A 26544-nucleotide genomic window follows, 5' to 3' on the forward strand; every position below is an offset into this window, starting at 1 on the left:
CTTTGTAATGAAACATGCACACTCCGGCCAACCTGTCCGCTATTGGTAACGGACTCTGACTTCGGGCAGTGGGTAGTCGGTGACGTCTCGATCGCCTTCTTCGGAGTTGATTTCCCACAGACGATGGTACCCGCGAGTCACCAGCTCGATCATTTGATTCGCGTGGTCGGAATCCAGTTCCGTCAGTGCGAACGGACCGGTGACTTCGGCGGACTCGACGCGTTCATCGCGAATGCATTGAGCCAGGACCGGGTTGCATCGGATGTGTCGTTCCGGCGAGACGTGCAGCGTCTCAGGATCCAGGTGCCCGATGACGTACCTCAGATAGAGATCGCTGTCGACGATTGACATGACATCTTCGCCACAGACTTCGCATCGGTAACCTTCGTCGCACTTGGCCAAGTGAGTTTCCTGAGAAGAACGAACCAAAATCAATTGTTTAGAGACAACGAATTCAATTCTCCCGACGTCGGCGGGTCGCACAACCGGAATTTGGTCATTCGCCCGTCGGAATCGTCATACAAGATCATCGTTGCGGCAGACAAATCAGCTGCCGCGGGGGAATCGATCAGCATCGATGAGTCACCCGCGTTGAGTGCTCCCACCAATCGAAGCTCCAGATCGTGGTGACTTTGACGCGGCAGCCAGCGGTTCAGCGTTTCGGCCGACGGCAGGGTCACGATGACGAACACGTTGACCGCGGGGCCTTCGCGAAGGATGGCCTGGAAGGCGTCGCACCCGGAGACTTGGCTGGACGCATCCAACGAGAAGTTCATCGATTCCGGTTGACGCAGATCACGGAATCGATCCAGACCATCGAGGACGACCAAGACAGGCGTGTCGTTGTCAACGGGCAACTGTTTGATCGGCGGTTCCTCTGCTTTGTCATTGTTTGCCGACACGAGAGTCCCGCCGGAATCGAGACTGAACGCATGAGACGGAGATTTGGTTTCGCTGTCGTCCGATGAATCAGCGGGGTCTTTGCCGAGTCTCTTGTCCACCAATTGTGAAAGCTGAAGCATCGCCGATTCAGCATCACGGGTTCGAACGATTTGTCCGTCAAGATGATGTTGCTGGATCCAGTGAGCGGTCGAATCGCCTTCTTCGGCTCGTGAACCGTCGAAAAAGACCAGCGAAAGCTCGGGACGGTGAGCCATTGCGGATGCGATGACGCTGCCGAGGATGTTGGGTCGATTCCGCGCTGATCCGACCAGCAACGCATTGCGACCCGTGTTGGATTGCAGTCGCAATGCACATGGCGGCCCGAGTTCGACGGCCTCACCCAGTAGCCCGACCAGAGCGTCGGACGGCCCAGAGTCGTCGATGACTTCTCGGACCATTTCACCCGTGAAGCGACCGGGGCGGTTTCCTTCGAAGACGACCGCAGGACCGAGTTCTCGATTCCAGCATTCGTCGCGTTGTCCGATCTGATTCAGGAGGCGGACTTGCTCGGCACTCTCGAGGTAGGCAACTTGGAATGGATGGTTTCCTTCGACCAAACCACTTTCGTCGTTGTAGATCGCTTCACCTGGGCGCGAAATCAGACGGGCGGCGGTGTTGTCATCGGAAAGGATCAATGCCGCGTCCGCTTCGCTGCATTGCATTGCGATTCGAACCGCCATTTGGCCCAACGTTGCACGCGGCAGACTGTTTGCTCCGGCCAATGATTGGCTGCTGAGCACGACGTGAATTCCGAAGGAACGTCCCTGCCGCACCAGTCGATCGAGCAATGCGGTGCAGTCCGCTGCAAGCGAATCGTCTCGGGTGAACAACTCTTGAAATTCGTCGACAACCAGCATCAACCGTGGCATCAACTTTTCTGGACAAGCACGCCGGTACGAACCGACTTCTTGCACACCCGCGGCTCGGAAAAGTTCGCCTCGGGTAGTCATTTCGGAATCCAAGCGTTGCAGAACACTGCGCCCGAATTCGCGTTCGCTTTCGATGCCAATCACGCGAGCATGTGGCAGCTTGGAATCCGCGTAAATTTTGAATTCGACGCCCTTTTTGAAGTCCAGAAGATAGAACTGAAGCTCATCGGGTCGGTACATGGCTGCACCGGAAGTCACGATGCTGTGCAGCAGTGTGCTCTTTCCCGATCCCGTTTTACCTGCAATCAAAACATGTTGCCGGACTCCTTCGCCCAAGTCCAACGATCGGTTCCGGCCGGCGCCGGAGCTTCCGATGATCACGTCGAGGCCATCGGCTGCACTGGTTGTTTGTTCCGGGCCGGGCAATTGCTCTTCGGGTAGCAAAGACGTCAGCGGCACAACGACCCGCGACGCTTCTTGAGCAAGGCGTCCAATCCGATTGATCAACGCCGAACGGTCTTGCGGCATGGGTGGCGGAGCGGGCCAGAACTCGAACTCGTCCAAGCCGGCATTGAGCAATCGCCAATGGCCCGCCGTGATGCCATCGTCCAGCAAGCGAACTCGCCGTTTGGTTGCAATCGGGATGATGCCGTTTTCGTTCGGTTCTGGTCTCTCACCCGACAGCATCGATCGATCCAGGCCGTCGAACGCAACCGAAGGATCTTTTCTGGCTGCTTCTTCACCCGAGTCCAAGCCTGCATCGCCGTATTTGAGACGCAGTAGATTGGGGTGATCGAACATCGGCATGTCCGCGGGCCACTCATGTTTCTCATCGATCACCAGGATGACGAACACCCCGCAACGAATCCCGCTGCGAATCAGGGATGCGAGTTGCGAGTGAGCTTCTCGAGACAAACCATCCGGAAAGCCAACCGCCGCGATCGCTTCGTATGGTTGAGCCAGTGAACCCGCGACTTGGTTGTAATCTTCCAGGCGTTCGTATTGATCTCGCAAGCATGACTGCAGAATGTTTTCGGCGTGGTGGCTGACATCGTTGATCCGCGCCGTGATTTGATCCCCTTGGGTCCAGACTCGGTGGTGAATCAAGCTGGCATCGTGATCAGCCAACGCGAGAAAACTGGAGAAGTTTTGGCCTCGTCCGGCGGGATCGATCAACGTCACGCGAGCTTTGCCCGGTGGTGCGGCGCTGAGCAAACGCCAAAGGATCTGATGAGCGATCTTGATGCCGTCGTCAACGTGTGCCGTTGGTGCCTCGATGATCACTCCGGAGTGTTGGCGTCGATGCATTGCAATTGGCATCGTGTCGGGCACTTGCAATCGATTCAGAATGTCAGCTTCGTCACGTGCATGACCGTTCGTCTCCGCACGTTGCTTGTCGCTGTATCCCAATGCCGAATCGAATTGCTGTTTCAAGCGGTTGCCCAAACGAATCGATCCCAAAGGAAGGAAATCGATTCCCGCATGCTGCGGCGGTGGATTGGAAAGCAGTTCGTCCCAGTGCGGATGCCGATATTCCACCAAGTCGTTGGCGGCGAGGATCCGCGTCATGCCGCGATGCATTCCAGTGCTCAACCGCTGGGCCAGTGATTCCAACGTGTGTTGATGCTGCTGTGCAACGGCTTGCAGGGTCTGTCCCGCCGCCGCGTCGGACTGGCTGAGCTTTTCCGTGATCGCGTCGGCCGTTTGATCGGCACGTTCACGCATGGTTTGCTGAAGTTCGGAAAAGCCAGAACGGAACTGCTGCTCGATGCGTTGAAGTTGATCGTTCAGTCGGGTCTCTTCGGCCGCCTGCTTTGCCGAGAGGTCTTCTCTCAAAGCGAGCAGTTGGTTCTCCTGCCAATGGTGAGCTTCTTTGACGTGGGCGTCGCGTCGCTGGATCAGTTCCTGGCTGGACTTTTTGGCCGACGATGTCGAGATTCGCTTGGCCTGGATCACTGCGTCCTGAGATGACAACCGAATTCGCTCGGTGGTGGGGTGCAGTGCACGAGTCATCCGCCGGAGCGGCCACATCAGAATCAGGTAGCAAGTGAATCCGATCAAACCCGCGAGGACGACGGATCCAATCAAGTAGTGCAGGAGCGGTTCCGCTTTTACAAGAAGCGACGTTCCGGCGAAGAGCAGTAGCAATACCGCGACCAGCGATGGGAGATAGTACACAGCGTCGACGACGTGTGCGGCGAATCCTTTTTGCATATCGACGACGGTTGACTTCAGTCGGCGGTTTTGTCGACGAATCAGATCCAATGCGTCTACAACGCTGGTCGGTTGTGATTCACCGAATTCGGAATAGAGGTTGCTCGGAGTTTGGATGTCGAGCAAACGATTCAGTCGCCGGATCGTCAACGCTCGCGCCCATTCAATGTCCTCGTTGGATTCAGCAAGAGCGGCGTCGAGTTGATGATGTTCTTTGGTCGCGATTTTCTTCGGTTGATCCTTTCGTGCGTCGTATTGATTCTTGATCGCAATCAAGCGTTTGTCGACTTTGCCGTTGATGACGGCCTCTTCTTCAGCCAATTGACGTCGAAATCTCGCCGAGCATCGTCGCAGCTCATCGCGGGTTTGCAGCGTCGCGGTTTCATAGGCCGCGAGGGTCTCCTCTTGAGCCACATCCCATTGCTTCAGCGTGCTGATGCGATCCGCGTTGCAGTTTTCCTTGACCGCGGCGAGTTGGGCGGCAAGCCTCTGTTCGATGTTCGCGTGTTGGTCGCCTTGTTGACGGACCAATCGAGAATGTTCCTCTCGCGAAGCCGCAACGCGTTGAATCAATCCATGAAGCAGACGGCGTTGGCGTTCCGGAGCAAACAACAGCGCAGGCGAAACAGCAGAGTCTTTCATGGATTCGATTTTAACCCATGCCAGTCCGCCAAGTGGCTTCAAAGAGGGCGTCGAATGCAAATACAGGCAGTAGAAGTTTGAGCGGTGAAAAGAAGTGACACGGCGGTCTCAAAAGTCCCCTCGCAATCATTCCGTCGCAAACAGTTGCGAGTTGTCCATCATTCTGCGGGCGGTGTTGAATCCGTTTCGGGGTCTGGTTCGACGATCTTTCCGTTGGGGAGCGTGACATCGATTCGTGTTCCGATGCTGCCCTTTGGTGCGGGGTTGCTGGTTGGTTGCGAGGCAGAGGAGGACGGCTCGAGCGCAGATGACTCCGTCGCATCGAATGGGTCAGTGGTTTCGGTGGAAACCGCCCAGTGACCGTCTTGTATGTTGATGCGTCCACCAAGTGCGTGTGTGATGTTGCGAACCAGGTACAATCCCAATCCGGTGCCCTGTTTGCTTCGTTCCAATTCACTTCCCAAGCGAACGAAGCGACCGAACACTTTCCGACGCAGGTTGGCGGGGATTCCTGTTCCGTTGTCCAGCACCGAAACGGTCACATCGCCAGACGAGGAGCAGACGGCGGTCAACTCCACCTTGGGCGGCGAGCCTCCGTATTTGATCGCGTTGTCGATTAAATTGCGAAACAGAATCTCAATCTGGACGACGGGAGCATGCACATAGATGGCCGGGCAATGGATGCTCACCGTTTCAGGTGGCATTTTGTACCGCACGCAAGCTCCTTGGGCGCATTTCGACAAAACCGTTTCCAGGGAAAGATCGCTGGCCTCGTAGCCTTCACCGCCTCTTTCGACGCTCGCTGCATCCAGCAAGTGATTGATCAGGCTGTCCAACCGCTCGACATCTTCCAACATGATCAGGTGGAACTCCTTTTGTTGTTCCACGCTGACGTCGTGCCTTGTCATCGTTTGAAGGTACAGCTTCAGCGACGCAATCGGACTCTTCAATTCATGCGTGACTGAATCGATGAAGTTGGACTGGCGGCGATTCAGGTTGAACGCTTTGACCGAAAGCGTCAGATACGCGATCACCCCAGCCAGCACCGCGACCAACAAAGGTGCTCCAGCGCCCAGCATCACCCAGAACATTCCCGACGTTGAATCGTTGCGGACAGCACCCCAGACTGTGCCGCTGATCCAAACTGCGGTCAGCAGAACGACCAACACGATCAGCACCACGCCCAGTGTGACTGGCGTTCGCAGTGTCAGCGGGCGATGCGAGATGGGCGAAACGATGACGGTGTCCTTTGCAAGCTTTGCGGGATTCGAACCAGACACTTGGTTCTTCATAGGAGGAGCGATGAAATGGGCTCAGTAGCGAGGTTGTATTTTGTTCATTGAGGCGGACCTGCGTGGGGGTCGAACGCAAGCCTTTTGTGTGAAAGGACGAGCGGTAAATCTCGCCGATCCGATACGGCCGTTTGAGCCGTGGTCCATTCAACGTTAGCAAGATTGCTGCGTTGACCATAGCGTCGAAGGAATTGTGGCCTCGGAACGACAAATTCATGATCGGGCCGCTTCGGGAAACGAGCCTCCGGTTCGGGCATGTGACTCGGAAGCGAACGCGACATGCTGTCGCACCAATGGGTGGTGCCGAACATCGTGAACGCAAAAATGAGCCAAAACTTCCTCAAAAATTTGACTCCGACCATGACGGCGGTTGCCCAACCGGCAATAATGATCAAACGAAGACCAAGTGTCTTCTTCATTGCCACGCGGGGTTAGGATGATGCGTGCCGAAGCGCAGCAACGACAGTATTCCGAGAGAACGCTCCAGCAGGTCCGTTTGGACAGTGTCCGCGCGCTATCAAAGGCAAGGTTCTGTCCGAAAAATAGTGAGATCGTTCGTTCGCAGTGTGTCGACGACCGAGCTGAATCCGACAACCAATTCGGCAATCAGCTCTGGTACTTCGAAGCCAAAGGCGTTGACGAAGGCCACCACCGCCAAGACGTCTTTGGCGTGATCGAATATCAAATTCAGTTCGGATTGCAGGAATTGGTCGAGGACGGGGTGTTTGACACGCCTCAAGAACGCGAAGGATTTCGCAGCTTGTACGACCGCGAAGTCAGTGGGCCATCCTGGCGTCACCCCGCTAATCGGCTGTTGTTGGCCGCGATGATCGCCGTCGCCGCTCTGACGTTGTTCCTGCTGACGCTGAAGAATCTTCTGGCGTGAGTTCTACTGTCGTCGAACCAACCGAGAGTTTCCCCGCCGCTGACGAAGTGCCCGTGAAGTTTGGCACGATTGTTTCCGTCAACGGTCTGCAAAAAATCTATCGCGGAAGTTGGCTGCGTTCGTCCCACGTCCATGCTCTGTCCGGAGTGACATTGAATGCTGACGCGGGGCAGGTGTTTGGTTTGCTCGGGCCAAATGGTGCGGGCAAGACGACGTTGATCAAAATTTTGCTGGGAGTCATTCGCTCGTCCGGCGGTTCGGCCAGCCTGTTCGGACTGCCCGCCGGATCGGCCGCCGCTCGTCGTCGCGTCGGCTACCTTCCCGAATCACTGCGAGTCGATCGGCATCACACCGCACGATCGGCGTTGAAGTATTACGGACGACTGAGCGGTTTGGATGGAACGACGATCGGCAACCGCAGTGATGAGTTGTTGCAACTGGTCGGTTTGGCTGGTCGAGATCGCGAGCCGGTTCGTCGTTTCAGCAAAGGCATGCTGCAGCGTTTGGGTTTGGCGCAGGCCTTGATGCACGACCCTGATCTGTTGGTTCTGGATGAACCCACGGACGGATTGGACCCGGTCGGACGATCCGAAGTTCGCCGCGTGATCGAGCGTCTTCGAGACGCCGGCAAGACGATTTTTCTGAACAGCCACATTCTGCACGAAGTCGAATTGGTTTGCACGCACTTGGCGATCATGGCGAAGGGCCGTGTGCTGGCCTCGGGACCCATCAACAATCTGAGCGGACCCGGGTTGGAAGTCGCAACATCTGAGTTGACCATCCACATGGAGATCGAGCTCGAACGATCCAACTTGGACAGATTGCAGAATCAATTGCAGCCAATGATGTCGGGCGATTCTGCATGGCAATTGGTTCGATCCAACAACACGAAGGATCTGTGGCGAGTTCAATTGAATTGCGATGATCAAGCCGACGTGGATGCCAGCGTGGATGTGGTTCGCGGTCTGGACGGATCGGTCGTGACCTTGCAACCGCACCGACACACGCTGGAAGACACCTTCATGCGATTGGTGCAGCAATCTGGATCTCCTGTTCCAGCCACGACATCGGCGTCGTGATCTCGGCGGCTTCGTCTCGTGTCGGAAAATCGGCGACACCCTCTGTTTTGAATACGATCCCGGGAGAGATGCTTTGAATTGGCGACCTTATTTCGCCGTCGTTTGGGATTCGTTTCACGCGGCGATGGCCTCGCGAGTTCTTTGGGCCGCGATGCTGGCAATCTGGATACTGCTGGCGATGCTTGCGCCAATCGGAGTCCGCGAAGACTACACGACGACGTTCCGCTTCTTCGACGTTTACAACGGAACGCGAATGAAGGCCATGCTTGCTCAAGGCATGGTCGACCCAAAGCAAGAGGACGCTCCGTTGGGCCGAATCGCGGCGGCGATGCCAGAGGAATTGTCGCGAAAGCTGAAGCGTGTTGGCGAAGGTGATGAGGTCCGGATTCCTTTGCCGATGTTGACCGACGCTTTGAACGAATTGATCGACCAGGAGTTCAAACTTGCGAAAGGCAATCCGGACGCCGACGGCGATTCGGCTGATGCAGCAAGTGATGCAGCTGATTCGCGACATTGGTACGACGCGAGTGCTTGGGAAGAGACCGTTCGGCTTCGCGAGCTGCGTGAACTAGACGAAAAGCCGGTTGAGGAACTCTCCGATTCATTGGTTCGACGTCGTGCTCGGCTTCGGATCGAGGCCGCTTTGCCGGGCGTCTTCGAGGCTCGAAGTGCGCGATCAGTGTTGCTGACGTATGGCACATTGGATTTTCCGACCGGTTTCGAGATCGACCGAACTCAGTTTGAGTCCCTGTTCAACCAATTTGTCATTCCGACTTTGGTTCATTGGCTTCTCGGTTTCGTATTGGTTTTCCTAGGCATTCTTGTCACCGCGTCCATGATCCCAGACATGTTGCAAACGGGATCGTTGCACTTGTTGTTGAGCAAACCGGTCTCGCGACCCGCCTTGCTGATCGCAAAGTTTGTTGGCGGATGCGCGTTCGTATTCTTATGCGTGGCTCAGTTGGTCATCGGTTTGTACTTGATCGCTGGGATGCGACTTGAAATTTGGAACCCGCGAATCTTGTGGTGCATCCCCGTCGCGGTGTTCTTGTTTGCAGTGTTCTTCAGTGTTTCTGTTCCGGCTGGTTTGAAGTGGCGATCGCCAATCATCTCGATCGCGGCGGCAGGTGCGTTGGCAGCGATTTGCTTGGTGTTCAGCATCATTGCGGGTGTGTTTGACACGCGGATTGTTCAACCTGACCGTGTCGCTGGATTGGTTCGTGCCGGCGATGATTTGCTGTCGGTCACCAACGGCGGTGGACTGAACCGAATGGATGAAGAACAGTCTCAATGGGTTCCTGTGATTGATGGCAAGGCGATGTCCAACGATCGCGTCTTGCGACCCGTCGCGATTGATGCAGACCACGTGCTGACGGCAAGAATCCGCAACGGGAAGTTCAATCCGTTTGGTTCAGGGTCGCTCGACCTCATCGTGCTAGCTCGTGACAACGATTGGAAACCGCAACCGGGGTTGCGTTTGCCAACGGCGACCGAACGCTTGATTCCAATCGGCGTGACGGACAAGTCTGGCTCAGGGCACACACTCGCGGTCAACACAGCAGACCTGTTGATCACACACAATCGAGACATTCTGTCTTCGATTGGAAAGAAGGTGGAAGACGATTCCGACGAGTCAAATGCGGAGGATAACGATGGCGAAGACGGTCGTTCACCTCGCGGTCAATCATCGAATTCCATCGGCGCTTGGTTGAGCACGCTGGTGACGATGCAAGGTGGTGCGACGGAGGAGTTCGTCTCGATTCTGCCGAGGAACGTGGCGCTCAGTCCGCCGATCCGTTTGGCTGTGCCATTGAGCGCGGATCAATCGTCTGAAGGGAACTCGAGCGAATCGACGGGGTTGCTGATTTTGAATGGCAGTCAATTGCAGTTGCTGGAACCCGATGGCGATCCAACGGAGAACGTATGGCAACGCAACCACACGGCGGATTTGCTTCGGTCTGACACACCCTTGCCTCCCGTGTTGGCGGCGTCAGATCAGTTTGTGATCGCCAGCACCGGCGACGAGGTGGCTCGCTTGTTTGATCTTAGCGAATTGGAAGAGATTTACGCGGGCGATTGGCCCGATGAAATCGCACCTCTTGCCATTCACGCGGTCGCCGATGATTTGTTCTTTGTCGTGACCACGGAAGGCAATGGCCACTTGCTGAGCGTGATCGAGAGAGAAGCGACGGAGGCGGACGATTCAACAATACAGTTGCAAATCATCTCGACACTGCCGGTCGACGACATCGAAACGGCAATGGTGGAATTCGCGGCGGACTCGACCTCGGTCCAGCTGATCGTCGCGCACAATGTCGACCGAATCAGTGAGTTTGAAATCAGCAATCAATCTGGTTCTTGGGGACTCACCCTGAGCCGCAGCATCGAACCCGAACGCTCGTTCTGGAGAAATGTGGATCGTTATGGGATTGGGTTGTTGGAATTGCTGACGCCTCAGGTCCTGGCGCTTGGCGATACCACCGCCGGAATGGTTTCTGGGAAGAAGGCTTTCATTATCGGCGGTGGTGATATGGAAACTGGCGAAGTGGTTCGATACGGCATCGCCACACCGATCATCAGTTGCGGTGTATTCATCATCGCGATGATGCTGCTGAGCTGCCTCTACTTTGCTCGCAGCGACTTCTAAATTTGGTCGAGGACGCAGCGGCTACTCGCGTAAAAAGGTCCAGGATCTCTTTCCTTGGGCGGGAACCGACCCAACATTTGGAGCGTTCCTAAGCCGGAAATCCGATTGTGACGATTGGGCCGTTTGACGGAACTTGAAGTCAATGGCCACCACGTATTGCCGCGGAAGTATCGCAGTCGGTCACAAAAGGGGGCTAGTCTTGTTGTGCCCCGCTTTCCAAATCATTTCATGTTTCACTCTCAGGTGGGGAGAATCCGCATGTGCAGTACTGAACGAATACTATTCGTGGATGATGACACCATCGTCTTACGCGTGCTCAGACGTAGCATGGAAAGTGACTACGAAGTTGAGACCGCCGAATCAGGCCTTAGGGCTCTTGAAATTCTGCGAAGCGAAACGCCAATCAGTTGTGTTGTGAGCGATATGCGTATGCCCATGATGGATGGCGTCGAATTGGTGAAGAAGATCGCAGCGGAATGGCCAACTATTCCCTGCATTATTCTGACTGGTAATCAAGACGAAGAGAGCGAACAACGGGCACTCGAAGAATCGAACGTCTATCGATTGATGAACAAACCCTCGCCACGTGGTGAAATCATTGAGGCGATCGAGGGTGCATTGCAGCTCGGTAAAGGAAAACAAATTCCACCACAATCAGATGCTCATTTTACGATCAGTGCTTGATCGCCTATTGGTTTGAGACGCCCAAATGGCGTCTGGTGATCCTACCCCCAGAAAGTGTCATGAAGCGTTCACTCACTCTCGCACTAGTGGTTGCTTGCGTCGGAATTGCTACGACGGCCGCCACGTTAAACATCGTGCGACGTTCAGCAATGCGTCACGACCGAGAACGCTTCGAACACCTGGCGGACCGTTTGCACGGTGAGTTTCAGCGTCGAATGCAACAGAGCGAATTGGCGCTGGTCGCAGTCCAGTGCCTTTTTTCATCGAGCGATTCCGTACGGTATGACGAATTCACCAACCTTCTGTCGCAGATCGACTTTGATGATGAATTTTTAGGTGCTGAGGCGTTTGGATATCTCGAGGTCGTGCCTGACACTCCAGAAGCCTTGGAAACACTCAGCGACGAGTTGGTTGAATCCGGATTGCCCGCGTTGCATTTGATGACGCCCAAGGTAGCCGGAGTTCCTTACGATCGAGTTGGTGACGAACGCCTGATTCCTGCTCATTTTATCGTCAAATTTGTACAGCCCGGGACGCGATTCACAAAAGTGATTGGGTTCGACATGGGCGAAGACCTGTCTCGCCGTAGAACTGCGGAATTGTCCGCACGCACGGGGCAAGCACAGATCACCCCCAGGTTGCAGTTAGTGGGTGCGGATCCGGATGAGGCGAACTTCCTCTTCATGGTTCCACACTACCGTGGGATGCCCACAACCGAAGAAGAAAGGCTGGCCTCGATCGTCGGTTGGGTCGGGATGGTGATCGATTCATCAGCTGTCTTTGAGGGTTTGGAATCTGCAACCGGATGCGAACTTGGATACCGCTTGTTCATTCATGAAGGATCGTCGGGAGAGTATGAGGTTGCATCAAGTGGCGAGTTGAGCAACTCCTACGCGAGTGAATTCAAACATCATGCTTCGGAGCGAATCGCTGGACAACGTTGGGACATCGAGATGTTCCCGACCCAGGCTTTTACGACCACCACTGCTTCGCTGGTTTGGACCATTGGGCTGGGCGGGGCCTGCTGCACCATTTTGGTTTCGTCACTCGTGCTTGTGTTAAGTTCGAGCGCTTATCGAGCCAATCGAACGGCAGCTCGAATGACCGTTGATCTGCGAAAGCTGGCGATGGTCGCGAAACGAACGACCAATTCGGTCATCATCACGGACGTCAATCGAAAGATTACCTGGGTTAATGAAGGATTCACTCGCATCAGCGGTTATGAGTTTGAGGAAGTTGTTGGAAAGAGCCCGGGCAGCTTTCTTCAATGCGAGGAAACTGATCCCGGAACGATTGCATGCATCCGCTCATCTCTTAGTAGGCAGCAGGGTTTCCATGGAGAACTCTTGAATCGTAGGAAGAATGGCGACCACTACTGGGTCAATCTCGATATTCAGCCTCTTCTCGATGATGACGGCGAACACATTGGATATTTGGCCATCAAGAATGATGTCACCGAAGCCCATGAATCTGCTGAAGAACTGAAGCAAGCGACCAAACGAATCGAGTATGCTCTCGACGGAGGCCGGATGTCCATCTGGGACTGGGATGTGGCGAATGAAATCGTGTTCTACGACAGTCGTTGCCAAGCGATCACGGGCCATAGTTGTTCAAAAGAAGGCGATCTAATTGAACTTTGGTTCGCTCGCGTTCACAAGGATGATCTTGAATACGTCCAGGGCGAAGTCGGTCGCTGTATTGCTGGCGAAACCGACGTCTTTCAGATCGAATGGAGATGCAAGCGTCCAGATGGAAAGTACAACTGGCTGTTTGCAAGGGGACAGGCCGTCGCCCGCGATCAACACGGGAAGGCGAGTTTCATGGCTGGAACGACCATGGAAATCAATGAGCGTAAACGGGTTGAAATGGCGCTCGTCGAGAACACAAAGCGTTCGCAGGCGATGTTCTATTCCTCACAGGATGCAATCTTGTTCCTGTCGGATCGCGAACTCCTGGATTGCAATCCGAGGGCTCTGGAGTTGTTCGGTTTCGATAGCGTCGAAGCGATGCGCAACGTGGACGTGATGGCTCTCTCCCCGGAGTTTCAGCCGGATGGAAAGCGATCCGATCTTGAAGCTGATCGAATCATGCAAATGATCCGCCATACAGGAAAGAAGCACTTCGAATGGACTTATCAAACGAGAGACGGTAGGGCGTTTGAATGTGATATCTCCGCTGTCTCGTTTGAACTTTCTGGACGACTCTACGAACAAGCTGTGATTCGGGACATCTCCAGCAAGAAGGAAATGCAGCGTCAATTGTCACAAACGCAGAAGCTGGAGAGCATCGGACAGCTTGCGGCCGGAGTTGCGCACGAGATCAACACCCCGATGCAGTGCGTGTTCGGAAACGTTGAATATTTGAATTCGGCTTTCGACAAAGCTTTCAACCTGATCAACGCCTATCGTGAACTGCGTGAGGACGATGAACCAAGTGAGCTGGCGCAGCAAGTCGTTCCAAAAGCCGAAGCGTCATGTCGCTTCGATGCGTTGCAACGCAACATCACTGAATCCATCCAAGAAGCGCATGATGCGTCAAACCGTGTCATTGATATCGTTCGAGCAATGAAGACGATGTCGCATCCCGGAACCTCGGACAAGAGCGTGATGGATTTGAATCAGCTGATCCGAGACGCAACCACAGTGGCGAGAAACCATTGGAAGTACGTTGCCAATTTGGAACTAGAACTCGACGACACAATTAGTCCGCTGCCGATGTTCCCTGCACAAATGAGTCAGGTGATTCTAAACTTGGTGGTCAACTCCGCGGACGCAATCGAGGAACTCATTGGCAGCGAATCCCGCGAACTGGGGAACATCACCGTTGCAACTCGCAAGGTTGGAGAAGATGTCCAAATCATTGTGAGCGACACGGGCACCGGTATGCCAGAGAGTATCAAGTGTCGAGTTTTTGACCCGTTCTTCACGACCAAAGATGTCGGGAAGGGAACGGGGCAGGGACTGGCAATTGCATATGACGTGGTCGTCAACCAGCATGGCGGAACAATCAAGGTGGACTCGACGCCCGGCAAGGGGACTCAGTTCACAATCACGTTGTCGCCGTTGGTTGAATCCGATTCATTGCTCATTGCTGCCGGTGGTTCCGAAGACTCATCGACGGCTGGTGGGTTGGTGGAAGCAATCGTCGGCTAGTTCAGATTCTCGTCGCTAAGATTGGTATCTGTATCGACAGGATCAATTGGTCTCGCGAACAGAATGCCTTCCAGGCGATCGTAGTGCTGGTTGCCTGTGGCTTCTTCAGTTCCGAGTTGGTTGTACCAGCGTTTGCTGGTGAGGCTCCACTTGTAGCCGTTCGCGTTTCCCTGCCTGTCCAGTCGAAACCGCATGACACCGGAACCGATTCCCGAGTTGTCGATCGCCGTGACCCGACCGTCAACTTGATGGCGAGTGTCGAGTCGTTTTGTATGGGCTCCTTGTGAGGAGTCGAAAACGCGGACCTGGATCGAGGTCTCGCTTTCCGCTTGCTTGACGTCCCAAGCGATCATGATGTGCCCCGTCGTCGATTTCCCGCGGCGGATCCGCCATTCGTCGTCGTAGCGAGCAACGATTATGTCGCCCTGCATCAGATCCTCGGGCGAACGAAAAACCAGCCAATCGTCCGGTTGCTGTTTTTCAAGGTAGTCGTAGAACAATCCAGCCAACGGACGTGTCATCCACATCCGACCGTTCTCGGCGGAAGGAATCGATGTGCGGTTCTTCTTCAGATAGCTATTGATCCGTCGGTAGTGATCCGGCAACGCATTCTTCAGCACAACCTCACATACAAATCCGCTGCAATCAAATTTGACAATTCCTCGATCGAGATCGATCACGCTTTGCTTGCGGTGTGTGTATTGCGTCTCCTTCAGTCTCGACCAGACGTCTTTCGTTTCATTGACCAGAAGAACTCGCGGGGTGTTTCCGGCAATTGGCGTCGTGTCAATGACAACGTTCTCAAGCGTCGAAGCACTTGTTGCAGCTGTCGGCGATGCGACCTCTGATAAAACGAGAACTGCGAGCAGAAGCGTCGATTGGAGCATGATTTGGATGTGCAGCAAGTGTATCGAAGTGAAATGCCAACGCCGCGGCTGCCGAATACAAGGTCACCTGGACGCGGTGTCGGCGGATTCGGATTCCTGTGAGTGATTGGTGGGCTGGTTTTCGCTCAACAACATCACGCAATCATTGCGGAAGCGCACGTAGCCTAAGCTAATGGTGAGGACGCAGTAGGTCGCGAGGGATATCGACGATGCGCCAGATTCGAGTAGACGCGAAGTGTCCAAGTGCGGATCCCCTGCCAGCCAGGCTAAAGCTAGGTAGGTTCCGTTTGCAAGGATACAGAAGTCGGCCACAAACCACGCCGAACGCCAACGAATGATGACTGCGGCAACAATCGGAATAGCCACCCCAACGATTGGTCCCGACCACAGCGTCAGCAACGGAGATGGATCGGGCGAGTGAATTGAGTACGGGAGGTGCCACGGCCGCAGGTCGGCATCCACCAACGTCGCACCACCACTCCATCCGCCGAAGATGTGACCCAGTTCGTGCGTCATCGTCATCACGACCCAGCTCGTCAGCAACAAGCCGGCAAACCGTCCGAATAGACGAAGCGAATGAGGCGGATGTGGCATAGCGAGGACTACTGAGGGCCGGTCATTTCCCAGATCACGCCGCGAGTTTTGGCTGGATCGATGAAGCCAGCCTTCTTTCCAAGCACGCCATCGTGAGGCGTTTCGCTTTTGGGTGCCATTCCGCGGCCCGGCAGTTCCGCGAAGGTTTGACGGACATCCTCGGTTTCGAAGCAAAGGTGATGAAGCCCCTCGCCTTTTTGATTTAGATGTTCGATTAGCGGATGGTCGTCTGTCAGTGGTTGGACGAGTTGTAAATGCAGGTTGCCCATGTCCAAGTGGGTCAACCGAACGTTACCTGACTCAATGTGTTCGTCGATGACAACGGGCAGCCCCAGTTGGTCGCGGTAGAAAGCGAGTGCCTCATCGGTGTCGCGGACCACGATGGCGATATGATCGAGCTTCTTGAACAGTGGTGTCGTCGACACGGGATCCTCGTTGGGTACGTGAATTCAGGCTTTGAGTTTTTGAAAGGCATGCAGCAACGCGTCGCTGCCGCCGACGTTGCCAGGGAAGACGACGTAAGCGATACCAGGGAAGTGGCTGTCGGACGGCATCTTCCACACTGGTACACCAGGCAAAATTTGCCCGAGCACCATCGCGTGTTTCGCTCGCAAACCCTTGGTCGCGACATCGCTGGAAGTGATTCCGCCTTTTGCGATCAGGAATCGAGGACGCTGAGTGAGTCTCTCGACCACGGAAACTAGAGCGTCTGAAACTCGACTGCCAATTGATAAGCTGGACGCGGCGTCATTCCCGGTCACCAATTTTCGCGACGAGGAGAGAACGACGTTGGATCGTTGCAATCCAATGCTCACTTCTTGAACAATTTCTTGGATGTACGATTCACTATCATCGGATAGCAATTGGTCGACATCCAAAACGACGGACTTCAGTTCCGGTTCATTCTCGAGCAAACAGGCGAGTTGTTGAGTTGTCTTGGGGACGTACGAACCAACGACGATCAATCCGGTTTCCGAATCGCCGTCGACCATCTCATCTGCGCTCAGCAGTTCTCTTGGTTCCAACCCAGCGAAGGCTTGAACGAAGCTTGCGGCAGTCCGATAGACGAACGTTTGTCCTTTCTGTTCGGCAGATTGAGCTGCAAAAACGAAGGCTTCGATGTCTCGCATCGAGGCCGCGTTGACGATGCAAACTGATCCTGGAGACAGGCTGGTCAACCGATCTTGAAGCGGCGTCAGGTCGGGCGAACGCAGTTCGTTCAACCCGATAGAAACAATCTGATTTGGATCGATCTTTCCGCCGTGCTTTTCGACAACCCATTCTTTCAGATCGCTGTTTGAAAATCCGAACGCAGCGTCCTGGGCAAATGGCGTCTCTGCCGCGGGAACCAAACCATCATCTTCAGCGACATAGTGAACGTCGTTGATCGTGAAACGACCGCCTTGCAGGAAGAACGGGGCAATCACGTGAACGGCATCAGGTGTCCCAACGGCGGCAGCAATCGCGTCGACTTCCGCGGGGTAGTGGCCACGAAGTGTCGAATCGCTTCGGCTGACGACGACAATCCGTTGATCAGTTCGGCGAGCAGCTTCGGTCAGGTTCTCACCAATTTGCGAGGCCAATTGAATTGCATCGGGTTCGGTCAACGCACGTGAATTGGTGAGGATGTAGAACAGGTTCGATGGCGAATTCAACGCCGCGATCAACTCATCGATTCCCCCAAGTGGTCAGAACCGGCGTGTCGTACACGGTTTGGGTTCCGGTCGGATCATCATCTAACACAACGATCTTCCGGTTGGTTCGCTCGAGTTCTTCGCGAATTTCGGGGAGTAGCGATTCAGAGCGTTCTGCCGCGATGCCTTGCAGAGCTTCCGAGAGTGCTTGTTTCATGGGAGTTGGAGCGAAGCAGGGGTGATGGGGATTTGAAAAGGCGAGCGTCTCAAGCTTCGATGGGGCAATTCAGCAAAGCAAACGCTCGGCAGGGCGCTCCATCTCCACCCGCAACCTTGAGCGGCATGGCACCGAACAAACAATTTGGTTCCGTGATTGCATCCAGATTGGTCAAGCCTTCGACGATGATCACATTTCCGCCGAGCAGGATTTGATGGATTTCCGTGACCGCTGGAAGATTGTTGACATCCGCGACGGATGGAGGTTCAACGCCCACCAAGCGAACTTTTCGGTCCACCATCCAACGAGCCAGGCCCGGACTGATCGGCTGAAAGTTGTCCCGATAATAGGTCGGGTCACTGACATGCTGACTCCACATCGTCCGCAGCAACAACGCGTCTCCGGGGGGAAAACGATTGGCGAGTTCACCTAGGTGCGATACTTCGATCGGAGTTTTTGGTGGAAGGTGGGCGAGATCCACCAACCAAGCGTTACCGATGCAATCTTGCAGCGGGATCTCATCGATGGTTTGGTCGCTCGCTTCAAAGTGGAGCGGTGCATCCATGTGCGTCCCGCAGTGCGAATACAGATGCAGCGTGCTCGCGTTCCAACCGTTCTCGGCCAATGTGAATTTGCTCTCCGATTCGAACCCGCGCATTCCCGGTTCGAGACGCAGTGTCAGGTCGATGACTTTCATACTTTTGGCGTCTCCCACGATCCCGATCGGGACGAATCATACATCGCTTCCTGGACCGCTAGACTCTTCAGGTAGCTCGGGCCGTCCGTCTCGAAAGGCTCGCCGCTTTGCAGTTGATCGATGAAGTGTCGTTGGGTCGCGAAAACGCAGTCTCCAGCGAAACCATGTTGGCTGGGCGAATAAGAATGCTCATTTTCGGATTCACCCAAACGCTGAATTGTCAGGCGACCGTCATCATGAAGGCGAATGGATCCTTCGTCGCCTTCCAGCAAAACCTCGCCGAAGGTGTATCGAGGATTCTTGGCCGTTGATTCATTGAACCGATTGGCGTCGTACAGTCCCATCGCACCATCGTGAAAGCGAAAGACACCCACCGCGGTGTCCTCGCCTGCGATGGCAGGGTTAAGCTGGCGATGCCAACACCAAGTCTGATCGATCTCGCCTCCGAGATATCGAAACGTATCGATCGTGTGGATGCCAGCCTCAAAAATCAGGAACTTTTCCATCGTTTGAAAGTAGGGTTGGCGAGCGAGATACGCATCCGCCCCATGTCCATCACCGGCCCGGTTGCGGAACGAAAGTGAATGCAAGCGACTGCCAATGACACCCTCGTTCATCAGCCGTTTCATTTCGCGATACCAAGGCTGGAATCGGAAGTTCTCGTGAACCATGAAGCGGATTCCACGTTCTTCCGTCAGCGCGACCAATTCGCGGGCTTCCTCGACCGTCGGTGCGAGTGGCTTTTGGCAAATGATCGCATGACCACGCTGCGATATCTCGTCGACCAACCGAAGATGAGTGTCCGGACGTGTGATGATGTCAACAAAATCCAGTTCGTGTTCATCGAGCATCTGTCGGTAGTCCGAATGGACTGAACTGACGGAGTACTTCTTTGCAACTTCATGGGCTTTGTCGACGTCAACATCGCAACACGCAACGATCTCGACGTTGTCCATCCGGTTCCAGGCATCGTAGTGGAACTGGCTGAAGTAGCCGGCGCCGATCACCGCGCCTCGGAGTCGATTACCCTCGTAATTTGCGTTCATGGAGTGGCTCCCGCTACTGGCGACGAGGTGTTCAGCTCTTCCGCGATGGAACGATCAGGAGAAATACGGAACCACATGAAGATCGCCACCACGTTCAGGGCCGCGGCGGAGTAGAAGAACGGCTCGTGTGCATTGAAGTGGGCGACCAAATAGGGGAACGACAATGAAGTTGCGAACGCGCCCAGGTTTCCGACCATGTTCATGGCTCCGCTGACCGCACCGGCGCTCTTGCCACCAATGTCCATGCAAGTTGACCAAGATGGGCTGAGGATCATGTCACTGCCGAAGATCGCGATGCACATGCAAATCACTGCGGACATGGGTGTGGTCATGTTTACGCACAAGCTCATCCCGATCGCACCCAAAGCGAAACCGATCGCGGCTGGCAATCGCCGAGAGAGTTTCCATTGGCCACGACTGTAGAGCCGATCGACGGTGAAGCCAGCCAGCCAGTTCCCAACCACTCCGCACAGCAACGGCGCCGCGGCATAGAGCCCGGTTTGCTGGCTGGTCAAAGAGTACTGTTCCTTTAGGTAAGGGAAGAACCAACTGACGGTGAAGAAGAACGTGAAGTTGTGGGCGACGTACTGGACCATCAGCATCAGCATGTTGCTCGACCGCAACATTTGCGTGAATCGGATGGGGGCTTCCGCGACCTCAGTGGTCGTGCCGGACCGTTTGGGTGATCTCGAATCGATGATGTGGGCCGCTTCCGATTCGGAAACAGCGAAGTGGTCCTCGGGAAGGTCACGAAAGAGCAGGAACCAAACGAACGCAAACACGATTCCCAGTGCGCCGAAGAACCAAAATGTTTGTTGCCACCCACCGAGAGCGCCGATCAACCAGACCACTCCGGGCATCGCGAGTGCCGCCCCCAGTCTGCCGCCGGAAAAGCTGATCGAGTTGGTGATCCCTCTTTCATTCATGGGCAGCCACGACGTGAATGCTCGAGCCAGGGTCGGGTAGCCGCCGGCCTCGCCCATACCGAACAAAAATCGCAATCCAATCATGGCCGTCAGGCCCCGGACAACTCCCGTCAGAACCGTGAACGCTGACCAAATCAGGCAGACAACCGTCATCACTCGCCGCGGTCCAAATCGATCGGCCAATTTGCCGCTGGGGACTTGGAAGAGTGCGTAACCCAACGCGAAGGCCGACATGACCCAACCCATCTGTTGATCCGAAAATCCCAGATCGGTCGCCATGTCTTCTTTGGCCGCCGAGATACAAGCTCGATCCACCCACATCAGCACGGACAACATGAACGCGCCGAGGATCAGAAAGAAGCGTGTGGGCATCGCAGTGTCCGTTCAAAAGAAGTTGATAGTGCTCGCTGTCGAATCAGTTCGACGCGAATCTCAAACAGCGGTCGTTTCGCCTTGCAGTCGTCGGCTCATGCGGTCTGCGATTTTGTCGGTGATCTCAACGGTCGAGAGCTTGCCGCCCATGTCGGCGGTGCGCTGGGTTGGGTCCGACAATACGTCGGCGATGGCAGCGTTGAGTGCATGCGCTGCACGGCGAGTTTCGGGGTGATCCAGCCACTCCAACATCATCGCGGTCGAAAGATGCATCGCGATCGGGTTGGCGATGGATTGACCGGCAATGTCGGGAGCCGATCCGTGAGAGGGTTGGAACACAGCTGCTGTGTCACCGATGTCGCCGGATGGAGCCATTCCCATTCCGCCAACTAGCCCCGCCGCAAGGTCCGACAGGATGTCACCGAACATGTTCTCGGTCACCATGACATCAAAGTCTTGTGGTCGCCGAACCAAGAACAACGCCGCCGCATCGACATAAACGTGTTCCGCTTTGATATCAGGGAAGTCTTTCGCGACCTCGTCGAAGATGTGACGGAAGTAAACCATTGAAGAAAGCACGTTGGCTTTGTCGATCAAGGTGACCGTCTTTTTGCGATCGCGGCGACGAGCGGTTTCGAACGCCAATCGGCAAACTCGCTCTGACGCGGAACGCGTGATCCGCAACATGTTGCAAGCTTCGTCGGCGTCCAAATCCGCTATCGCGTCGCGACCGTAGAACAGTCCTTCGGTGCTTTCCCGAACAAGTACGAAATCGATGTCACCGGGGCCGTGACCCTTCAGCGGCGTGTCATCTTCGTGGAACAGTTGGATCGGGCGGACTCCACCGTACAACTGCAACTTTTCGCGAAGATCCAACTGCGGTGCGATCTCTTTTCCGTTGGGGTAGCGGACGTTCGGCAATCCCATTGCACCCAGCAACACGGCGTCGGATTCAACGCAAGCATCGAATGTTGATTGCGGCAATGCTTCGCCAGAACGTTGGTATTCACCGACACCAACGCTGTGATGATCCAGCCGAAACTCAACGTTGTCCAAATGTGGCTGCATCGCCTCGAGCAGTCGAACCGATTGGTCGCATACTTCGGGGCCGATGCCGTCGCCACCTAAGATGACGATATGAAATGATTGGGTCATGAGGAAACGTTGCTAGAAAAGTTGAGCGATCGGTGAATCACAGCAGAGAAGGAATCAAATCGCGGTGAGTCCATCGCGACGTTCACCAGGGACCGATTCCAGCGTGATCGCAAACGGCGAAGAGCGACATGATGGACGCCTCCGCTGCTTGCCAGCGGGAAACATTACACCACAATGCGATTGGATCCGACAGAGGACAGGCAACATCCTTTCGTCGCGGTCTATACACTCAAAGCATCTAAAGAACTGACCCGCGTTTGCAAAGAGATTGATGTGCCGATTCCAAAGCGACTTTTAGCGACACCTTTGATTCTGACATGTGTCGCGTCACTGTTTGCCTCGACTGTCTCGGCTGAACGCCCACGACTGGCGGTATTGACCGACATCGGCGGTGATCCTGATGACACACAATCGTTGATTCGATTGCTGGTTTACTCCAATGAGTTTGAAATCGAAGCTTTGATCGCGAGTGCGTCTGGAACACGCGGCGAGCTAGAGGAATCGATCACGCGTCCTGACTTGATTCACCAACTGATCGACGCTTATGAAACCGTTCGACCGAATCTGCAAAAGCACGGCGATGGATGGCCGACCGCGAAGACGCTGCGGAGCGTTGTTGTCTCCGGGAACCCGCTTCGCGAACGCGAGCACGTTGGCGAAGGGCATGACACGGATGGCTCTCGATTGTTAATCGAACGAATTGATGCAGGCTCGGTTGAGTCGCCGTTGTGCATCACCATTTGGGGCGGGCAAACGGACTTGGCCCAGGCTTTGTACCGAGTCAAATCAGAGCGTGGGGCGGATGGATTGGCAAAGTTCGTCCGAAAGTTTCGCGTTTATGACATCGCCGACCAAGATGGAATTGCAGATTGGATGCGCAGCGAGTTTCCTGGGATGCATTACGTCCTTTCCACTGCAACGCCCAAGGCCGACAAACGCATCGCGAATTTTCGTGGGATGTATCTGACGGGCGATGTCAGTCTGACCAGTCGCGATTGGATCGAAACGAATGTGCGTCAAATGGGACCGCTGGGAAGTCTCTACCCGACAAAAACGTGGACTGCACCGAACCCACATGGCTGCATGAAAGAAGGCGACACGCCTTCATGGTTTTTCTTCCTTCCCCGTGGAGGCAACGACTCCGATGATCCGACTCGGCCGGGTTGGGGCGGCGAGTTTGCGAAACAAAAGGACGGTTGGTACCTCGATCGACCCGCAACTCCGTCCTATGAACCCCGAACCTCCGTCAGTCGGTGGCGACCTGACTTTCAAGCGGACTTTGCCGAGCGAATGCGATGGTGTTTGCCGGTCAGCGACTAGATTCGATAGGCTTCGGAAAGCTTCTGGAATGATGCGAGTTGCTCCTCGGTCCATGTTTGATCGCGGTTCAATTCGTTCGCCATCATCTTTGCGACCGTCTCAGAGATTTGTAGTGCGGCGTCCGAGTTCAGGAACAAACATCGAGTTCGGCGTGCCAGGACGTCTTCGACCGTTCGGGCCATTTCATAGCGAATCGCCCAGATCACTTCACCGCCAGTGATCGAAAGGTCCGGATGCATGGGTGCAGCCCAATCCGGCTTTTCTCGTTCGAGTCTTTCGATCTCCGGGAGGTCCGATCCATAGTGACCACGTCCCGCGCCTGCGACCGTGTTGGTGGAACCCGAGTTGGGATCGTAGCCATGCAAATGCAGTGATTCCGTTTGGCACGCATTGGCGGTCAAAGGATTGGCAGCGTTCTTCGTCGATGCAATCGTTCGGTCGACGCAATCTTCGGCCATCTTTCGGACTGTCGTCCATTTACCGCCAGTGATTGTGATCAACTTCGAATCGGAAATTCGGATGGTGTGATCGCGTGACAACGATGCCGTCCGCGATGATTTGTCACCTTTGACCAACGGGCGAATTCCAGTGAACACGCTGAGGACATCCTCACGCGATGGTGCCTCCACCAAATATTCCTTCGCGGTTTCAAGAAGAAATTCAATCTCTCCGGCTTGTGGTTTGGGCTCCAACGAAACGGAATCGATCGCGGTATCGGTCGTTCCGACGACGGCATGGTTGTGCCATGGGATGATGAACAGGACCCGTCCATCGGATGTCTTCGGGACGATCATGGCGATGTCACCGGGGAAGAAGCGTCGAGGCAGAACGATGTGCACGCCTTGACTGGCCGCCAGCATTCTTTCTGCCGCCGGTTCATCCATCGCTCGAACCGCATCACAGAACGGCCCAGCGGCATTGATCACACGACGCGCTGCGATCGAATGGGTTTCGCCCGTTTCGCGGTCTTCTGCGACGACACCGTTGATCTCGCCGGTTTCGTCTTTGGTCAGATCAGTGACGGCAAAGTAGTTCAGCAAACAAGCACCTTGCTCGTCGGCAGTTCGCGCCATGCTGATCAACAGACGCGTGTCATCGAATTGCCCGTCGTGGTAGATGACGCCGCCGTTGGCTTTTTGTGGTTTGATCGTTGGGACTCGTTCGAGCGACTCCTTCTGATTGACCGCGTGAGATTGCCCGAAACGATTTCCAGTCGCCAACCAATCGTAAACCTTCAATCCAATCGCGTAGTACATCCGTTCCCAACGAGATTTGCAGGGAATCAAGAACGGCATGTCATGCACCAACTGTGGTGCATTGTTGCGGAGAAGTGTGCGTTCTTTCAACGCATCTCGGACCAAGGTGATGTTGCCCTGCTGAAGGTATCGGACACCACCATGCACCAACTTTGTACTGCGACTGGACGTACCCTTTCCAAAGTCCGCTTGTTCGAGAAGCAAGACATCCATTCCACGGCTGGCGGCATCCATGGCGATCCCAACTCCCGTTGCACCGCCACCAATGATGACCATGTCCCAGGGCTCGGACCGTTCTTTGAGTTTTGTCAGAGATTGTTGACGTTGCATGTTGCGTGAGGGTGGAAGAAAAGCTGTTGAGAAGACTGGCGTGGCTTGTCGGAGTATGCTGAATCAATCGGCGGATTCTTCTTGTTCCACCCATTGTTTGGATCGTTCAAGTGCCGCAGCCCAGCGTTGTCGACGACGAGCCACTTCTTCGGCGGGCATTCGTGGCTCGAACACTCGGTCGGTTTCCCAAATGCGTTCGATATCGGCGGAATCTTTCCAGAAACCAGTCGCGAGTCCGGCGACGTAGGCCGCACCCGCCGCCGTCGTTTCGATAACCTTGGGGCGGACGACGCGAGCACCGATGATGTCGGCCTGGAACTGCATCAGGAGATCATTCGCGGCCGCTCCGCCGTCGACACGCAACTCTTCGATGGCCACGCCGGAATCTCTTCGCATCGCATCGAGTACGTCAGCCACTTGATAAGCGATTCCCTCAAGCGCAGCCCGAGCGATATGAGCTTTGGTGGTTCCGCGAGTCAGCCCGACCAGAATTCCGCGTGCGTAGGCGTCCCAATGCGGTGCACCCAAACCAGCGAAAGCGGGAACGAGGTAAACACCATCGGTGTCGTCGACACTGGCGGCAAGTGATTCGACTTCGGAAGACGACTCAATGATTCCCAGCCCGTCTCGCAACCACTGCACAATCGCACCGGCGATGAAAATGCTTCCCTCGTACGCGAATTCTCGCTTTCCTCCGTCCCAACAAGCGACCGTGGTCAACAACCGAGACGGTGACGAGGCAGGTGTCTCGCCGATGTTCATCAGCATGAAACAACCGGTCCCGTATGTGTTCTTGGCCATCCCTGGTTGCGTGCAGTTCTGGCCAAACAGTGCCGATTGTTGGTCGCCGGCGGCTCCGCCAAGCGGAATCGACTTCCCGAACAACGTCGGCTGGGTTTCGCCGAACACGTGACTGGAAGGATGCACGGTTGGCAGCACCGCCTTCGGAATTTCAAATAGTTCCAGCAACTCGTCATCCCACTCACCCGTGTGGATGTTCCACAGCATGGTCCGGGACGCATTGGTCACATCGGTTGCGTGCAGGTCTCCGCCGGTGAGATTCCAAAACAGCCAGCTGTCGATTGTGCCGAATGCAAGTTCGCCCTTTTCTGCTCGAGCCTTCGCCCCCGGAACATGATCCAGGATCCATCGCAGCTTCGTTGCGCAGAAGTACGCATCGATGATCAATCCCGTCTTTTGTTGAACGAGATCAGAGTGTCCAGCTTCTCGCAATGCATCGCAGGCCGAAGCTGTGCGTCGATCCTGCCACACGATCGCGTTGTGGATGGGTTCGCCGGTTGCACGATCCCAAACCAGAGTCGTTTCGCGTTGGTTGGTGATTCCGATCGCGACGATGTCGGACTTATCCATTTCGTGTTTCTGCAGGACATCGCGAGCGACTTCCAATTGGGTTTGCCAAATTTCATTGGCGTCATGCTCGACCCAGCCGGGTTTCGGGTAGTGCTGAGTGAACTCCTTCTGCGACGCGCCGATGATCGATCCATCGTGCGCAAACAATATTGCTCGAGAGCTCGTTGTGCCTTGATCTAGTGCCAGAATTGCCTTCACTGAAACTCTCCGCCTTGCTGTTTGTCGAGATGATTGCCCAAGTTGATTCGATTCTACCCGTGTCACGCCGCCCCGTTTTGCCGCGTGGTGTCACTGGAGCAACCATTGCAATGTTCTTTTGCCGAAGTCGACCG

The 26544-nt window shown here is 55.1% G+C and carries 20 protein-coding genes; 6 read left to right on the plus strand and 14 right to left on the minus strand.

Annotated elements, in window-relative coordinates; genetic code table 11:
• Positions 1 to 39: 39 nt before the first annotated feature.
• The 3 genes from CEE69_RS17550 to CEE69_RS17560 all read right to left on the minus strand — a co-directional run bounded on the left by CEE69_RS17550 (position 40) and on the right by CEE69_RS17560 (position 5959).
• Positions 40 to 402, minus strand: a complete 363-nt coding sequence (locus tag CEE69_RS17550; RefSeq protein ID WP_099261977.1) for a hypothetical protein — start codon at positions 400 to 402, stop codon at positions 40 to 42.
• Positions 403 to 431: 29 nt separating this feature from the next.
• Positions 432 to 4667, minus strand: coding sequence for an FtsK/SpoIIIE domain-containing protein (locus tag CEE69_RS17555; RefSeq protein WP_099261978.1), 4236 nt, complete (start codon positions 4665 to 4667; stop codon positions 432 to 434).
• Positions 4668 to 4825: 158 nt separating this feature from the next.
• Positions 4826 to 5959, minus strand: coding sequence for a sensor histidine kinase (locus CEE69_RS17560; RefSeq protein WP_099261919.1), 1134 nt, complete (start codon positions 5957 to 5959; stop codon positions 4826 to 4828).
• Between the two features lie 406 nt (positions 5960 to 6365).
• Here CEE69_RS17560 and CEE69_RS17570 point away from each other — a divergent pair, with 406 nt between their 5' ends.
• The 5 genes from CEE69_RS17570 to CEE69_RS17590 all read left to right on the plus strand — a co-directional run bounded on the left by CEE69_RS17570 (position 6366) and on the right by CEE69_RS17590 (position 14407).
• Entirely contained in the window at positions 6366 to 6845 is a 480-nt protein-coding gene (locus tag CEE69_RS17570; protein ID WP_233215341.1) for a hypothetical protein, read from the plus strand.
• Positions 6842 to 7924, plus strand: a complete 1083-nt coding sequence (locus CEE69_RS17575; RefSeq protein ID WP_099261922.1) for an ABC transporter ATP-binding protein — start codon at positions 6842 to 6844, stop codon at positions 7922 to 7924. Before CEE69_RS17570 ends, CEE69_RS17575 begins: the two co-directional genes overlap by 4 nt.
• A 73-nt stretch (positions 7925 to 7997) precedes the next feature.
• Positions 7998 to 10571, plus strand: a complete 2574-nt coding sequence (locus CEE69_RS17580) for an ABC transporter permease (protein ID WP_099261923.1) — start codon at positions 7998 to 8000, stop codon at positions 10569 to 10571.
• A 285-nt stretch (positions 10572 to 10856) separates the two neighbouring features.
• Positions 10857 to 11255, plus strand: a complete 399-nt coding sequence (locus CEE69_RS17585; protein WP_099261924.1) for a response regulator — start codon at positions 10857 to 10859, stop codon at positions 11253 to 11255.
• Between the two features lie 59 nt (positions 11256 to 11314).
• Positions 11315 to 14407: a PAS domain S-box protein gene (locus CEE69_RS17590; RefSeq protein WP_099261979.1), complete on the plus strand. Its 3093-nt coding sequence runs from the start codon at positions 11315 to 11317 to the stop codon at positions 14405 to 14407.
• Here CEE69_RS17590 and CEE69_RS17595 read toward each other — a convergent pair.
• The 9 genes from CEE69_RS17595 to CEE69_RS17630 form a co-directional block, all read right to left on the minus strand.
• Positions 14404 to 15294: a hypothetical protein gene (locus CEE69_RS17595; RefSeq protein WP_099261925.1), complete on the minus strand. Its 891-nt coding sequence runs from the start codon at positions 15292 to 15294 to the stop codon at positions 14404 to 14406. The two genes, CEE69_RS17590 and CEE69_RS17595, sit on opposite strands and share 4 nt — an antisense overlap.
• Before the next feature lie 63 nt (positions 15295 to 15357).
• Complete coding sequence (locus tag CEE69_RS17600) at positions 15358 to 15816, minus strand: hypothetical protein (protein WP_099261980.1); 459 nt, start codon at positions 15814 to 15816, stop codon at positions 15358 to 15360.
• Between the two features lie 80 nt (positions 15817 to 15896).
• A complete protein-coding gene (locus tag CEE69_RS17605) occupies positions 15897 to 16313 on the minus strand; it encodes a VOC family protein (protein ID WP_099261926.1) in 417 nt (138 codons plus the stop codon).
• Between the two features lie 24 nt (positions 16314 to 16337).
• Positions 16338 to 17543, minus strand: a complete 1206-nt coding sequence (locus CEE69_RS17610; RefSeq protein WP_233215343.1) for a four-carbon acid sugar kinase family protein — start codon at positions 17541 to 17543, stop codon at positions 16338 to 16340.
• Between the two features lie 13 nt (positions 17544 to 17556).
• Entirely contained in the window at positions 17557 to 17739 is a 183-nt protein-coding gene (locus tag CEE69_RS33250) for a hypothetical protein (protein WP_233215344.1), read from the minus strand.
• A 49-nt stretch (positions 17740 to 17788) separates the two neighbouring features.
• The gene (locus CEE69_RS17615) at positions 17789 to 18436 is read right to left on the minus strand and encodes a cyclase family protein (protein ID WP_099261927.1); all 648 of its coding nucleotides are present in this window, start codon (positions 18434 to 18436) and stop codon (positions 17789 to 17791) included.
• On the minus strand, positions 18433 to 19482 hold the full coding sequence (locus CEE69_RS17620; RefSeq protein WP_099261928.1) for a Gfo/Idh/MocA family protein: 1050 nt from the start codon (positions 19480 to 19482) through the stop codon (positions 18433 to 18435). Before CEE69_RS17620 ends, CEE69_RS17615 begins: the two co-directional genes overlap by 4 nt.
• Complete coding sequence (locus CEE69_RS17625) at positions 19479 to 20780, minus strand: MFS transporter (protein WP_099261929.1); 1302 nt, start codon at positions 20778 to 20780, stop codon at positions 19479 to 19481. The genes CEE69_RS17620 and CEE69_RS17625 overlap by 4 nt, the downstream gene beginning before the upstream one ends.
• Before the next feature lie 60 nt (positions 20781 to 20840).
• Positions 20841 to 21935, minus strand: a complete 1095-nt coding sequence (locus CEE69_RS17630) for an isocitrate/isopropylmalate dehydrogenase family protein (protein WP_099261930.1) — start codon at positions 21933 to 21935, stop codon at positions 20841 to 20843.
• 174 nt (positions 21936 to 22109) lie between these two features.
• On the opposite strand from CEE69_RS17630, the gene CEE69_RS17635 reads away from it, so the two are divergent.
• Positions 22110 to 23255, plus strand: a complete 1146-nt coding sequence (locus tag CEE69_RS17635; RefSeq protein ID WP_099261931.1) for a DUF1593 domain-containing protein — start codon at positions 22110 to 22112, stop codon at positions 23253 to 23255.
• Here the strand turns inward: CEE69_RS17635 and CEE69_RS17640 are convergent.
• Both CEE69_RS17640 and glpK read right to left on the minus strand, forming a co-directional pair.
• Positions 23252 to 24841: a glycerol-3-phosphate dehydrogenase/oxidase gene (locus CEE69_RS17640; protein WP_099261932.1), complete on the minus strand. Its 1590-nt coding sequence runs from the start codon at positions 24839 to 24841 to the stop codon at positions 23252 to 23254. The two genes, CEE69_RS17635 and CEE69_RS17640, sit on opposite strands and share 4 nt — an antisense overlap.
• 63 nt (positions 24842 to 24904) lie before the next feature.
• Positions 24905 to 26410: a glycerol kinase GlpK gene (gene glpK, locus CEE69_RS17645; RefSeq protein ID WP_099261933.1), complete on the minus strand. Its 1506-nt coding sequence runs from the start codon at positions 26408 to 26410 to the stop codon at positions 24905 to 24907.
• Positions 26411 to 26544 lie beyond the last annotated feature (134 nt).

It is taken from the genome of Rhodopirellula bahusiensis (assembly GCF_002727185.1).
Taxonomy (GTDB): domain Bacteria; phylum Planctomycetota; class Planctomycetia; order Pirellulales; family Pirellulaceae; genus Rhodopirellula; species Rhodopirellula bahusiensis.